Annotated in this window: 8 protein-coding genes; 5 read left to right on the forward strand and 3 right to left on the reverse strand. The window is 60.4% G+C overall.

Going from position 1 to position 14,493, the window contains the following annotated elements; all coding sequences use genetic code 11:
• The first annotated feature begins 647 nt into the window (after nt 1-647).
• The 5 genes from GSQ93_RS06945 (at nt 648) to tdh (ending at nt 6,637) form a co-directional block, all read left to right on the forward strand.
• On the forward strand, nt 648-1,709 hold the full coding sequence (locus tag GSQ93_RS06945) for a GlxA family transcriptional regulator (protein ID WP_158934883.1): 1,062 nt from the start codon (nt 648-650) through the stop codon (nt 1,707-1,709).
• A gap of 116 nt (nt 1,710-1,825) precedes the next feature.
• Nucleotides 1,826-2,623: an ABC transporter substrate-binding protein gene (locus GSQ93_RS06950; protein WP_158934884.1), complete on the forward strand. Its 798-nt coding sequence runs from the start codon at nt 1,826-1,828 to the stop codon at nt 2,621-2,623.
• A 318-nt stretch (nt 2,624-2,941) separates the two neighbouring features.
• Nucleotides 2,942-4,204, forward strand: a complete 1,263-nt coding sequence (locus GSQ93_RS06955) for an MFS transporter (protein ID WP_158934885.1) — start codon at nt 2,942-2,944, stop codon at nt 4,202-4,204.
• A 169-nt stretch (nt 4,205-4,373) separates the two neighbouring features.
• Complete coding sequence (locus tag GSQ93_RS06960) at nt 4,374-5,573, forward strand: glycine C-acetyltransferase (RefSeq protein WP_158934886.1); 1,200 nt, start codon at nt 4,374-4,376, stop codon at nt 5,571-5,573.
• 35 nt (nt 5,574-5,608) lie between these two features.
• Nucleotides 5,609-6,637 (forward strand): L-threonine 3-dehydrogenase, encoded by a 1,029-nt coding sequence (gene tdh / locus GSQ93_RS06965; protein WP_158934887.1) that lies wholly within the window; start codon nt 5,609-5,611, stop codon nt 6,635-6,637.
• Between the two features lie 61 nt (nt 6,638-6,698).
• Here the strand turns inward: tdh and GSQ93_RS06970 are convergent, their stop codons facing one another.
• The 3 genes from GSQ93_RS06970 to xylG form a co-directional block, all read right to left on the reverse strand.
• Nucleotides 6,699-11,573 (reverse strand): NAD-glutamate dehydrogenase, encoded by a 4,875-nt coding sequence (locus GSQ93_RS06970; protein WP_158934888.1) that lies wholly within the window; start codon nt 11,571-11,573, stop codon nt 6,699-6,701.
• A 115-nt stretch (nt 11,574-11,688) separates the two neighbouring features.
• Nucleotides 11,689-12,888: a sugar ABC transporter permease gene (locus GSQ93_RS06975; RefSeq protein ID WP_158934889.1), complete on the reverse strand. Its 1,200-nt coding sequence runs from the start codon at nt 12,886-12,888 to the stop codon at nt 11,689-11,691.
• Nucleotides 12,885-14,441: a D-xylose ABC transporter ATP-binding protein gene (xylG, locus tag GSQ93_RS06980; protein WP_158934890.1), complete on the reverse strand. Its 1,557-nt coding sequence runs from the start codon at nt 14,439-14,441 to the stop codon at nt 12,885-12,887. The genes GSQ93_RS06975 and xylG overlap by 4 nt, the downstream gene beginning before the upstream one ends.
• Between the last annotated feature and the right edge of the window lie 52 nt (nt 14,442-14,493).

Below are 14,493 nucleotides of genomic sequence, written 5' to 3' on the forward strand. Positions count from 1 at the left end.
CTCCCATTCATAGGTGCCCCAAAAGCACGGTGCTCGCCAGAACGACCGATGTTTGAAACCCTCCTTCTCGCGAATCCTGACATAGACACGCTTCGCCACCAGTGCTCTCGGGCAAGCACCAGTTGCCAAGAAACCTGCTCGGCCTCACGTATCTTCGTGGCCTCGTTTCCTGGTTGGTTGGCTGCGTGGTTCGGTATGCGTACAAATTCGGAAGCAGGTTTTTCGCGGATAGCGCGGGGTGTTCCATGGGCGGGTTCAGTCACTGGTGGCGAAGCGTGTCAGGACCTGTGTTCGGAGAAGGAAGGTTTCACACATCCTTCGCTCTGGCGAGCACCGTGCTTTTGGGGCACCTATGAATCAAAACTGCACGCTGTGGACACTTAGGGTAGAGCGGTTAAAGCGTTTTCTTTGCTTCGTTTCTTTGTCGCTTTGGACAAAGAAATGACGTGCCGCCACGCACAGTGGCTAACAGTGATAAAGAGAAAATCCGACTCTCGCAGACCACTAACGCCGAAAGCAGCAACCCGGCACCAACCCAGCACTGACCCCGACCGCCAACACTGAAAACAGCACTCCGACATTGACCCTGACTACCCTCACCGACAAACCCCAAACCACCCCCCGAGTGCGAACGAAAACCACCGAACATGAGCGCGAGCATTAACCCCAGCCCCAGCCCGGGCCCCGGCGCCAAGCCGCTCAAAGTCACGATCGTTGTCCTGCCGCCCTGCTCCCTGAGCGGCGTGGGACTGATCCTGGACAGCCTGCGCCTCGCGAACGAGATCGACGGCCACGCGCTATACGACTGGCAGATCTGCTCCTGGGACGGACGCCCGGTCACGTTCGCCGGCGGCGCGCAGCTTCCCGCCAATTCCGCATTCGGCGACGCCGTCAGCTGCGACTGGCTGATCGTGGTCAGCGAGCGGTATCAGCAATTCGCCGACTACCGGCTGTTCCTGCAAAGCCTCGCGCGCGTGGGCAGCCGCACGCCACGCGTGACCGGCATTCACCACGGCGTCTGGTGGCTCGCCATGGCGGGCCAGTTGAGCGCCTACCGCGTGGCCGTGAACTGGGAAACCTACCAGCAGTTTGCCGAAGAGTTCGAGCGTTCGATCGTCACGCAGCAGATCTTCGAAATCGACCGCGATCGTTCGACCTGCACCGGTGGCCAGGCGACGGTCGACTTCATGCTCGCGATGATCGCCCGCGACCAGGGCGCGGATCTGGCGGAACGGATCGCCGATTCGCTGGGTATCGGCGTGTTGCGCTCGGGCGAAGAGCGTCAACGCATTCCGTTTGTGACCGCGCCGGGCGAACGCCATCCGAAGCTTAACGACGCGCTGCAACTGATGGAAGCGAACATTGAAGACCCGCTCGCCACCGATGAAATCGCAGGACTTGTCGGCATCTCGCGACGCCAGCTCGAACGGCTGTTTCGACAGTACCTCGGCGCGATGCCATCGAAGTACTACGTCAACCTGCGCCTGACCAAAGCCCGCACGCAATTGCAGCGCACCAGCAAGTCAGTGGTGCAGATCAGCCTCGCGTGCGGGTTTGCATCGGCGGCGCATTTCTCCAATGCTTATCGCGACCGCTTCGGTGTGACACCCCGTGAAGAGCGTCGCAACTGGATCGAAAAGCACAGCGGCCAAGCCTCGGATGAACCGCGTGGCGGCGCGTTGCTCGGCTCATCGCGTAACCCCGTTTGAAGCCCTTTCATTGGCTTGCGCATGCTCCCCATCTCGCGTTCGCCGAGACTGACCGCGCGACCGCTTAAAATCACCGCCCCACCCCTGAGAGGTATGAGTTGAAGAACGTTTATTGGATGAATCACAAAGTCGCCGCTTTCGCGGTTGCCGCCACCACGGTATTTACTGCCTCATTCGCCGCATCAAGCGCGCAGGCAGCGGATCTCAAGGAAATTCGCTTTGGCGTCGAGGCGTCGTATGCACCGTTCGAATCGAAGTCGCCGAGCGGCGAGCTGATCGGTTTCGACATCGATGTCGGTAACGCCGTATGTGCGAAGCTCAAGGTCAAATGCGTCTGGGTCGAGAACTCGTTCGATGGCCTGATCCCTGCCCTGCAGGCACGCAAGTTCGACGCGATCAACTCGGACATGACGATCACCGACCAGCGCAAGGCGGCCATCAATTTCACGAATCCGATCTACGCGATCCCGAACCAGCTGATCGCGAAGAAAGGCAGCAAGATCCTGCCAACGGTCGACGGCCTGAAGGGCGCGCACGTTGGCGTGCTGCAAGGGTCGATCCAGGAAGCGTACGCGAAGGCCAAGTGGTCGACAGCCGGTATCGACGTAGTGTCGTATCAGGCGCAGGATCAGGTCTACGCGGATCTCGCAGCCGGACGGCTGGATGCAGCGTTCCAGGACGCGGAAGCCGCGTCGAAGGGCTTTCTGAAGACGCCGCAGGGTACGGGCTTCGCGTTCGTGGGACCCGCCGTGGCTGACGAGAAACTGCTCGGCGCGGGTGTGGGTTTTGGCGTAGCCAAGAACAACCACGCGCTGAACGATGCCCTGAATCAGGCGCTGACGGATCTCAAGGCTGACGGCACCATCGACAAGCTGGGGTCGAAGTACTTCGATGTAAAGGTGGTCGTGAAGTAAGAGCGTTCGCGATCGGTCTTGCCGCGCGGGATCGACCCGCCCAAGCAAACGCCAGGCGCCACCATGACGCCTGGCGTGAATGGATCGGGAACATACGCCGACCGCCTTTCAGTCACATCGCAACGAATATCACGGGACGTACGCCCTTTTTTGATCGTGTACGGCAGGCTGTATCATCACGGGCTCACACCAGGCTTCGAGTTCACGGGTTGATCGTCGAGAGGATTGGCGCCAGCGCACCACTGCCTCACGAGCAAACGCGGCTCGACACCAGAGTGCATGGCAGGGTCACTGCCATTCGCACGGAGCCCATCCTTCATGACAAGCTACAAGCAAGACGGCGCCGAATCGCTCGACGTCCCGGCCAACGCCAGCGCGCCTTCCGCGGTCGGTGCGCACAGCCCCGTTCGCGCATTGATCGCAGCGGTTTCAGGCTACGCGATGGACGGATTCGATCTGCTCATCCTCGGCTTCATGCTGAACCTGATTTCCGCGGACTTGGGCCTGACGAGTTCTCAAGCCGGATCGCTGGTCACGTGGACGCTCACTGGCGGGGTCGTGGGCGGCATCGGCTTCGGCATATTGAGCGACTACCTCGGCCGCGTTCGCGTGCTGACCTACACCATCCTGCTGTTCGCGCTCTTTACAGGCCTCTGCGCGCTCGCAACCGGTTATGGAGACCTGCTCGTCTACCGGTTCATTGCAGGCATCGGACTCGGCGGCGAGTTTGGTATCGGCATGGCGCTTGCCATCGAAGCATGGCCTGCTGACCAGCGCGGCCGCGTGTCGTCGTATGTCGGCATGGGCTGGCAACTGGGCGTCCTCGCGGCGGCCGTGGTCACGCCGCTGCTGCTGCCGCATATTGGCTGGCGCGGCATGTTTGTAGTCGGCCTGTTTCCGGCAGTGGGATCGTTCGTGATCCGCAAGGCGATCGGCGAATCCGAACTGTTCGTGCGCACGCATGCCACGAAAAAACGCGAGTTCCCGATCAAGACCTTGTTCCGCGACAAGACCACGACCAAACACAGCATTGGCGTGATCATCCTGTGTTCGGTTCAGAACTTCGGTTACTACGGCCTGATCGTATGGATGCCGGCTTACCTGTCGAAGATGTTCGGCTACACGCTCACCAAGTCGGCAATCTGGACCGGCGCATCGATCCTCGGCATGCTCGCCGGCATCTGGATCTTCGGCCAGCTCGCGGACCGGATAGGACGCAAGCCGACCTTCATCGGTTATCAGGTCGGCGCGCTGGTCATGGTGTTCGTCTACTCGACGCTCAGCACCCCGAATGCGCTCCTGATCGGCGGTATTTTCATGGGCTTGTTCGTGAACGGGATGATGGGCGGTTATGGCGCGCTGATGGCCGAGCTCTATCCAACGCACGCGCGCAGCACCGCGCAAAACGTGTTGTGGAGCATCGGGCGCGCGGTGGGCGGTTTCGGTCCGCTCGCGATCGGTGCACTCGCCACGCATTACTCTTTCGGCACGGCAATCGCTTTGCTGGCATCGATTTATATTGTCGATCTGCTGGCAACGCTCTTCCTGATTCCAGAGTTGCGCGGAGTCGCACTGGAGTGATTCGCAGCGCTGGGTCATGGAGCGCTGACTGGCAGTGCACTGATACCCGTCAGCGTTCCCGATCGTTCGCGCGAATGGCATTTTCCTTCATACTGGCAGCTGCAGCATTGAAACGGCGTTGCCGTGCGCTCACACGTCGTGGTCACCGTATTACTCAGGAGCATGATCCATGCATGATTCTTATCTTGCGCATGTGCGCAGCACTCTCGATCAAATTCGCACCGACGGTTTCTACAAGTCCGAGCGCGTGATCTCAAGTCCGCAATCGGCTGACATCCAGCTCGCGGGCGGCGGCGACATGCTGAATTTCTGCGCGAACAATTATCTCGGCTTGGCCAACGACGCCCGCCTGATCGAAGCCGCCAAAGCGGGCCTCGACCGCGACGGTTTCGGCATGGCGTCAGTGCGGTTTATCTGCGGCACGCAGACCGTACATAAGGAACTCGAGCAAGCGCTCGCCGCATTCCTTCAAACCGACGACTGCATCTTGTACTCAAGTTGCTTCGACGCAAACGGCGGCCTGTTCGAAACCTTGCTCGACGAGTCCGACGCCATCATCAGTGACGAACTCAATCACGCGAGCATTATCGACGGCGTGCGTTTGTCGAAGGCAAAACGTTACCGCTACAAGAACAACGATCTCGCCGACCTTGAGACGAAGCTTCGCGAAGCGGATGCTGCCGGCGCGCGTTTCAAGCTGATCGCCACCGACGGCGTATTTTCGATGGACGGCATCATCGCGAATCTCGCCGGCATTTGCGACCTCGCCGATCGATACGGTGCGATGGTCATGGTCGACGACTCACACGCGGTGGGCTTTATCGGTGAGCACGGACGCGGCACGCCGGAGCATTGCGGCGTGCTCTCTCGCGTGGACATTATCACTGGCACATTAGGCAAGGCGCTGGGCGGCGCGTCGGGCGGTTACGTGGCTGCGCGCCGCGAGATCGTTGAGTTGCTGCGGCAGCGCTCGCGTCCTTATCTATTCTCGAATTCGCTGGCGCCGAGCATTGCGGCCGCCACGCTCAAGGTGCTCGACTTGCTCGCAAGCGACGAAGGCGCCCAGTTACGTGCCAGCGTGCGCGCCAACGGCGCCCATTTCCGCGACGCCATGAGCAAGCTCGGTTTCACGCTCGTGCCCGGCGAACATCCGATCATCCCGGTGATGCTGGGCGACGCGCAAGTGGCATCGCGTATGGCGGACGCGTTGCTGCATGAAGGCGTCTACGTGATCGGGTTTTCGTTCCCCGTGGTGCCGAAAGGCCGCGCCCGCATCCGCACGCAGATGAGCGCCGCGCATACGCCGGCGCAGATCGACCGCGCGGTGGATGCGTTTGCACGCGTCGGCCGTTCACTGGGCATCATCTGAAGCATCGGGACCAATCGGAACCAATCGGGACAATCATGAAAGCACTGGCAAAACTGGAACGGGGTCCGGGGCTGACGCTGACGCGCGTCAAGAAGCCTGAAGTCGGTCACAACGACGTGATGATCCGCATCACGCGCACGGCGATCTGCGGTACCGATATCCATATCTGGAAATGGGACGAGTGGGCGCAGAAGACGATTCCGGTGCCCATGCATGTGGGCCATGAATACGTTGGCGAGATTGTCGAGATGGGGCAGGAAGTGCGGGGTTTTGCTATCGGCGATCGCGTGTCGGGTGAAGGTCATATCACCTGCGGGTTCTGCCGTAATTGTCGTGCTGGCCGCAGGCATCTGTGCCGCAATACGGTGGGTGTGGGCGTCAATCGTCCCGGTGCGTTCGCCGAATTTCTCGTGATTCCGGCGTTCAACGCATTCAAGATCCCACCGGAAATTTCCGACGATCTTGCCGCTATCTTCGATCCGTTCGGCAACGCGACGCATACGGCGCTGTCGTTTAATCTGGTCGGCGAGGACGTGCTGATCACGGGCGCCGGGCCCATCGGCATCATGGCTGTGGCAATTGCCAAGCATGTGGGCGCGCGCAATGTAGTGATCACCGACGTGAACGATTACCGGCTAGAACTTGCCCGCAAGATGGGGGCGACGCGCGCGGTCAATGTATCGGAGACGTCACTGCGCGACGTCATGGCGGAGTTGCACATGACGGAAGGGTTCGATGTAGGGCTGGAAATGTCCGGCGTACCGAGCGCGTTCACGGGCCTGCTGGAAGCGATGAATCACGGCGGCAAGGTGGCGCTGCTTGGTATCCCGCCCGCGCACATGGCGATCGACTGGACCCAGGTGATATTCAAAGGACTGGAGATCAAGGGCATCTATGGCCGCGAGATGTTCGAGACCTGGTACAAGATGGTCGCCATGCTGCAGAGCGGACTCGATCTCTCCCCTATCCTTACGCATAGCTTTGCGGTGGACGACTATGAAGAAGCGTTTGCAACCATGCTCTCCGGTCAGAGCGGCAAGGTGATTCTGGACTGGACGGTTTGATTTTATTCACGCATTGATGCTGCAGGGCCGGAGTACGTGCCTATACTCCGGCCCGGTGCAACTACGCACGTTCCAGCGTCGCTATCTCACGGACCACAACTAGCAGCATCGAAAGACTTGCACCACTTGTCGCGCGCAATTCCGCCAGCAAACGCGCGTAACGTTCGACCGCGGCTTCCCTCTTGGACCGCCAGTTCTCAACGATCACTTCAGGCGTATCGATATCGCGAGTTTGTTCGAGCGCTCTGACCGTCAATGCACGCTTAAGCCGCGCGAGCTCTTCCAAAGCAGCGGCCCGTGCGAGCAGGTCCCAATGAGTGGACGCCGGCAACGCCATCGCGCGCTCGGCGATCCAACTGTAGTTCAGCAATGTGCCTATGGCGAAATAAACGCTTGCGACGGTCTCAAGACTACGGTCGCAATTGGCCGCTACTTCGGCGCTATCGAGCACCGCAGTGGGTATCTCCCCGCTCGCCGCTTGCGCCGCGAGTCGCGCGTCGACGCCCGCTTCCTCCAGCACGCGGCGCCGTTCTGTCCATTCCTCAAGTTCGCCGGTGGGGAGCAAGGCAGCCAACTGCGGCGCAAGCCTTTGCGCTGCTTCACGACAACGCGCGACACGCTCGGCCGCAAGACTCGCGTCCTCCGTCGATACCTTCAAATGACGGAGGAACCAGAGCGTTGCGCCCTCCAGCAAGCGCACGACATCGACGAACATTTTCGCCTGCACTTCGTCTGCCACGCGATTATCGAGCGCATCAATACTGCGCCAAATCTCGTTCAGGTCGAATACATCCCGCGCCATGATGCAGGCACGCACGATGTCGCTGGGACACGCATCGGTTTCCTCCATCAAGCGATGCACGAAGGTGCAGCCGACCCGGTTGATCAGTGCGTTCGTCAGGTGCGTGGCGAGGATTTCGCGCCTCAGCGGATGGCGTTGCATCGGTTCGCTGTAGCGTGCCTGCAAGGGCAACGGGAAATAGTCGGGCAGCATGCCAGCGACAAGCACGTCCTCGGGAACATCCGAGGCGAGCAGTTCGTCGTAGAGCCACATCTTGCTGTAAGCCAGCAGCACCGCGCGCTCGGGCGACGTGAGCCCAAGCCTCGCCGCCTGACGCTCGGTGATGTCTTCGTCCGACGGCAGGAATTCGATCTTGCGTTTCAACCGGCCCGCGCGTTCGAGCCAGCGCATCAGCCGCGCCTCGGCGTCGAGCATGTCGGCCACGTAGCGGTTCGCAATCGATAACGCCTGCGTCTGCGCGTAGTTGTCCTTCAGCACGAGCAGGCCGACTTCATCGGTCATCTCGGCAAGCAACGCATTACGCTGCTTCTCGGTCATCTCGCCGTCAGCCACAACCAGGCCCAGCAGGATCTTGATGTTCACCTCGTGATCGGAACAGTCGACGCCTGCGGAATTGTCGATCGCATCGGTGTTGATGCGTCCGCCATGCTGCGCGTATTCGATCCGGCCAAGCTGCGTCACGCCAAGATTGCCGCCTTCGGCAACAACCTTACAGCGCAGTTCGGAACCGTTGACGCGTACGGCGTCGTTAGTACGGTCGCCGACCTGCGCAGCCGTCTCGCGTGCCGACTTGACGTACGTACCTACGCCGCCGTTGTAGAGCAGATGCACATCCGCCAACAAGATCGCGCGGATCAACTCGTTCGGTGCAAGCGTTGCCGCTGTCACGCCGAGCGCGGCCTGGACCTGTGCCGACAACGCGATCGTCTTAGCCGTGCGCGGAAATATTCCGCCTCCGGCCGAAATCAGCGTCGCGTCGTAGTCTGCCCAGCTCGATCGCGGCAGCGCGAACAGCCGCTCGCGTTCGTTGAAACTCGCGGTGGTATCTGGCTCCGGATCAAGGAAGATATGACGATGATCGAACGCCGCGATCAGGCGGATATGACGCGAGAGCAGCATGCCGTTGCCGAAAACATCGCCCGACATGTCGCCGACACCGACCACGGTAAAGTCTGTTGTCTGGGTATCCACGCCCATCTCGCGAGAATGGCGTTTGACCGACTCCCACGCGCCGCGGGCGGTGATCGCCATTCTTTTGTGGTCGTAGCCCACCGAACCGCCCGAAGCGAATGCATCGTCGAGCCAGAAGCCGTATTCACGAGCGATTGCGTTCGCATAGTCGGAAAACGTAGCGGTGCCCTTGTCGGCGGCGACAACGAGGTAGGGGTCATCGGGATCGTGACGCACGGTATCCGGCGGCGGCACGATAACGCCGGCCACGCGGTTGTCGGTCACGTCGAGCAGACCACGCAGGAACATCTGGTAGCACGCCACGCCTTCACGCGCGAACGCCTCGCGGTCAGACACCGGCGGCGGGTTCTTCACTACAAAACCACCCTTCGATCCAACTGGCACGATGACGGTGTTTTTCACCATCTGCGCCTTCATGAGACCGAGCACTTCCGTGCGAAAGTCTTCCCGTCGATCCGACCAGCGCAAGCCACCTCGCGCCACCTTGCCGCCTCGTAAGTGCACGCCTTCGACGCGCGGCGCATAGACCCAGATCTCGAACATCGGCTTGGGTTCGGGTAGCCCCGGCACCATCGATGGATTGAGTTTGAACGACAGATAAGGTTTGGGTTTACCTTCGTCATCCTTACGAAAATGATTGGTTCGTACCGTCGCGTTGATGACGCCCAGGAACTGCCGCAGGATCCGGTCTTCGTCGAGATTCGGTACGTTGTCGAGCGCGGCTTCGATTTCGGCCAGCACGTGCTGCGTGCGGGTATCGCGAAGCTCACGGCTTTGAGGGTTATCGCCAAGCGCCCCTGGAAGAGCCGGATTGAAGCGCACCAGGAACAGCTCAAGCAACTTGCGCGCGATCGCCGGGTTACCGGTCAAAGCACGTTCTATATAGGCGTCGCTGAACGTTGAGCCCACTTGCCGCAGGTACTTGGCGTATGCGCGCAGGATCGTGACGTCGCGGGCGCCGAGTTGCGCGCGCAAGACCAGCCGGTTGAAGTCGTCGTTCTCGACTTCGCCGGTCCAGACGCTTGCGAACGCGTTCTCAAATAGTTCCTTGACGCGATCGATATCGAACTCCACATCGTCGGCAAGCTCCAGCCCGAAGTCGTGTATCCATGCGTGGGGCGCACCCAGCGGCTCAATGCGATACGGCCGCTCTTCATCAACTCGCACGCCGAGATGTTCCAGCATAGGCAGGCTATGCGACAGCGCGATCGGGTCTCCCACCCGGTACACCTTGAAGCGAAACGCTCTCCGTCCAGCTTCAATCGGCCTGTAAAGGCTCATCGCGAGACCGCCTGCCCTCACCTGGGTCTGTTCGATCAATTCGATATCGCGTACCGCCGTCCGAGCCGGATAATCTTCGCGATACCCGGCCGGAAACGAATCCGCGTATCGATTCAGGAGCCGGTTGCCCTGCTCTTCGCCAAAGCTGTCGACCAACGCATCTGCGAGATCGTCTTGCCAGCGGCGCGCAACCTGCACGATCTGTTGCTCAAGCTCGCGTGTATCGGCCTCGGGCATGGCGCCTTTATCCGAACGCACGGTGATGTAGATGCGCGCGAGCGGAGATTCGGACAACAGCGGCGTGAACTCGATGCTCTTGCCATTGAACGCTTTCATGAGCACGTTCGCGATGCGTTTGCGCAGGTCCGTATTGAACTTGTCGCGCGGCACGAACACGAGGCATGAGACAAAACGATCGAACCGATCGCGCCGCACGAACAGCCTTGTGCGCTGATGCTCTTGCAAACGCAGCACGCCGAGCGCGATGTCGAACAGGTCGTCCTCATCCGCTTCGAAGAGCTCTTCCCGAGGATATTGTTCGAGTACGGTCACGAGCGACTTGTGCAGATGCCCCTTGGCGAGAAAGCCGGCACGCCTGATGATGTTCGCGCATTTGCGCCGCACGATCGGGATCTCGGACGTGGGAACCAGATACGCGGTGGACGTGTACAGGCCAATAAACCGCCGTTCGCCAATCACCTTGCCATCCGCCCCAACGCGCTTCACGCCGACATAATCCAGGTAACCCGGTCTATGCACGGTGGCCCGCGAATTGGCCTTGGTGAGGAAAATCGGCGCGGAGCCATTGATGATGGCCGCCGCTGCCGGAGGCAATGGCGTGGTGTTATCGGCGGATGGCGGCCGCAGACTTTCACGCAGCAGTCCCGCCCCGGAGCCCGGCACGCCACGCAGCGCGAACCCGCTATCTTGCGTAATGAGTTCGTAGTCGCGGTGTCCGAGGAAGGTGAAATGATCCGCTACCATCCACTCCAGGAACGCGCGAGCCTCGACGCCGTCAGCGCTGGTCTCACGCGCTTTCATTTCACCTATGGTCGCGCGCGCGACCTCGAGGATCTTCGGCCAGTCTTCCACTGAAGCACGTACGTCGCCGAGCACGCGCGCGATGTCACTACGTAGCTCGTCGAGTTTTGCTGCTTCGCCGCAGCGGTCCACTTCGAAATGAATAAACGATTCGAGGCGTGATTGAGGATCGCCGCCGTCAACGTGACCCAACGCGATACGCGTGATGGCCCCGCTTGCATCGCGTGAGACCCGGAACACCGGATGAATGGCGGAATGCATCGCCAGGCCAAGACGGTTGACCGCCATGGTGACCGAGTCGACGAGGAACGGCATGTCGTCATTGACGATCTCGACCACCGTGTGATCGGAGTGCCAGCCGTGTTGTTCGAGGTTGGGGTTGTATACCCGCAGGACTTCGCGGCCCGTCGAGAATTTTTGCGCCGTCTGCCAGTGCGCCATGGCCGCGCCGTAGAGATCGGCTATATCGCGGCTCTGGACGTCCTCGGGGTCCGCTAGCTCGTAGTAGTGGCTCAGGAGTGGTTCAACGAGCTTGAACGCCGGCTCTGGAAGCCGTCCCCGCGCAAAGTCGACTACGTCGGTGAGAAGGTGCGCAACACGTTCTTCGCTCTTGGTCAGCATGTCGTCTCCCGGATCTGGCACGTACGGTGCTCGGATTATGCGCCAAGTTCTGTGACACTTGAACGCCGCAAGCACCGTCCGCGGAAACCCTCAGACCCTGACCCTGGCACTGACCCTAACGCTGATTAGAGCCCGAGACAACATCGATCCATACCGCGAGCACGAGAATGCCGCCCTTCACGATCATCTGCCAATACGAATCGACATCCAGCATGGACATGCCGTTGTCCAGGCTCGCCATGACCAGCGCCCCGATCAATGCGCCATAGACGGTTCCAGAACCACCGCGCATGGACGTCCCGCCGATAAAGCACGCGGCAATGGCGTCAAGCTCGCCCATGGTTCCTGCCGACGGCGACCCGGCCGCGAGCCGCGCCGTGTTGACCAAGCCGGCAAGCGCGCACATCAGGCCCATCAACGCGAAGATGATCAGCTTCACGCGGTTCGTGTTCACGCCCGACAAACGCGTTGCTTCGAGGTTTGAACCCACCGCATAAATGCGCCGGCCGAACACAGTCTGCGTGGCGATATAGGTGAAAATACCGAGCAATGCGAGCAGCAATAACACCGGTACGGGAATACCGCCGTATTGGTTCAGCGTGGTCACGAACGCGACCAGCACGAGCCCCGCCGCGACGATCTTCACGCCGTCCTGCCAAAGCGGCACGACCGGCAGCTTGTAACGCAAACGGTTCTGACGCTGGCGCACGGTGAGCGAAACGAGCAACGCGAACAGCACGACAGCAAGCGCATTACCCGCCATGCGCGGCAAATATCCCTGGCCGATAAACACAAGATTGCTGGAGACCGGCGCGATGGTCGAGCCGCCTGTCACACCCAGCAGCACGCCCCGATACGCGAGCATGCCGCCAAGCCCGACGATGAACGACGGCACTCGCAGATACGTCGACCACCAGCCGTTGAACATGCCAATTGCAATGCCGAGCAGCATCACCGCCGGCACGGTGAACTGAATCGGCCAGTGATGCGAGACATCGAGAATAGCGGCTACGCCCCCGAGCAATCCCAGCAACGAGCCGACCGACAGATCGATCTCGCCCGAGATGATCACGAACACCATGCCGCACGCGAGCATGCCAGTGATCGACATTTGCCGGAGCAGGTTCGAGAGGTTGCGTGGCGTGACGAACGCACCATCGGTGAGGAAGGAAAAGAAGATCCAGATGACGGTGACCGCCAGCAGCAACGCGAGCAACTTGTATCGCATGAAAAGCTGCTTGAAGCGCTGCCCGGAGGTGGTGCTTGAACTTCCAGTGGCGCTGCGTTTGGGCGACGAGGTGACGTCAGGTGTCATGCGACGCTCCCTTGAAAAGTGTGGGTCTGTGGAGTCGCGCGGATAGCCGCCGCCAGGAGTTGTTCTTGCGTGAGCCCTTCATTGATAAAGTCGCCGCGCAGTTGACCCTCTCCTATCACCAGCACGCGGTCGCTTACACCAAGCACTTCATTCAATTCCGACGACACCACGATGATCGATACACCGCGCCGGGCCAGCGCGAACATGAGCTTATAGATCTCGAACTTGGCGCCGACGTCGACGCCCCGTGTGGGTTCATCGAGGATAAGAATGGCTGGGTCGGTCAGCAGCATCTTGGTCAGCACGGCCTTCTGCTGATTGCCGCCGGACAAGCTGGCGATGGACAACATAGGCGTAGCGGCACGTACGGAAAGCCGCTTCATTTCTGTATGGATGGTATCGAGTTCGGCGGCGGAATCAATCCGCCCGCCCTTCGCAAAACGATTCAGCACGGCCAGCGTGATGTTATGCCCCACACCGAGCTGCGGCACGATGCCGTGACGCTTGCGGTCTTCAGGCACCATGCCGATACCGGCGTCGATCGCATTGGCCGGGGTCTTGATCTTCAGGCGCTTGCCGTTCAGATAAACCTCCGCCTCGCTCACGCCCGGGTACGCGCCGAAGATCGCTTGCATCAGTTCGGTCCGCCCTGCGCCGACCAAGCCGGCGACGCCGAGAATCTCTCCCTTTCGCAGCGAAAACGAGACGTCATCCACGCGCTTGCGCCGCGGGTTGGTCACATCAAAACAGGTGACATGGCGGGCCTCGAAAATCACTTCGCCAATGTCATGCGGCTCGCGTGGGAACAGGTTCTTGATCTCTCGACCGACCATCATGGCAATGATGTTGTCCGTGCTGAGATCCTTCATGGGCTGCGTGCTGACATGCTTGCCGTCCCGGATTACGGTGATGGTGTCGCAGACCGCTTCCACCTCGTCGAGCTTATGCGAGATGTACACGCAAGCCACGCCGCGCTTCTTCAGGTCGCGCACAATGTCGAGCAAGATCCGTATTTCACTCGCAGTCAGGGACGACGAAGGTTCATCCAGGATCAGCAATTTCGCGCGCTTGTTCAACGCCTTGGCGATCTCGATCAGTTGCTGATGACCGCCGCCGTAGTTCATCACGGGCTGAGCCACATTGATGCCGCTGATATTCAGTTCGCGCAGCAATTCGTCGGCGCGCTGATACATAGCCGCGTAGTTCATCCGGCCGCCGCTCAGCGTGATTTCGTTGCCGAGGAAGATGTTCTCCGCCACTGACAATTGCGGCACCAGCATCAATTCCTGGTGGATGATGACAATGCCCGCGTCCTCCGTTTCGCGGATAGTCGATGCCCGCAATGGCTTACCTTCCCAGTGGATTTCACCTTCCCACGTGCCGTGCGGATAAACACCGGACAGCACCTTCATCAGCGTCGATTTGCCTGCGCCGTTTTCGCCGCACAAACCCACGCATTCCCCGGGCGAGACCACGAGGTCGATACCATCAAGCGCCTTCACACCCCCAAACGTCTTGACGATGCCGTGCATTTCCAGCAGCGCGTTTGCCATGCGGTTTTTATCCTGGACAGTGAATCAGCGTGAAGACCCCGTAGGAGCCTTC

Source organism: Burkholderia sp. S171 (assembly GCF_009766085.1).
GTDB lineage: Bacteria > Pseudomonadota > Gammaproteobacteria > Burkholderiales > Burkholderiaceae > Caballeronia.

Coding starts and splice junctions, on each gene's coding strand:
- GSQ93_RS06955 (WP_158934885.1), top strand. CDS start 2,942: ATGACAAGCTACAAGCAAGACGGCGCCGAATCGCTCGACGTCCCGGCC.
- xylG (WP_158934890.1), bottom strand. CDS start 14,441: ATGGCAAACGCGCTGCTGGAAATGCACGGCATCGTCAAGACGTTTGGG.
- GSQ93_RS06945 (WP_158934883.1), top strand. CDS start 648: ATGAGCGCGAGCATTAACCCCAGCCCCAGCCCGGGCCCCGGCGCCAAG.
- tdh (WP_158934887.1), top strand. CDS start 5,609: ATGAAAGCACTGGCAAAACTGGAACGGGGTCCGGGGCTGACGCTGACG.
- GSQ93_RS06970 (WP_158934888.1), bottom strand. CDS start 11,573: ATGCTGACCAAGAGCGAAGAACGTGTTGCGCACCTTCTCACCGACGTA.
- GSQ93_RS06975 (WP_158934889.1), bottom strand. CDS start 12,888: ATGACACCTGACGTCACCTCGTCGCCCAAACGCAGCGCCACTGGAAGT.
- GSQ93_RS06960 (WP_158934886.1), top strand. CDS start 4,374: ATGCATGATTCTTATCTTGCGCATGTGCGCAGCACTCTCGATCAAATT.
- GSQ93_RS06950 (WP_158934884.1), top strand. CDS start 1,826: ATGAATCACAAAGTCGCCGCTTTCGCGGTTGCCGCCACCACGGTATTT.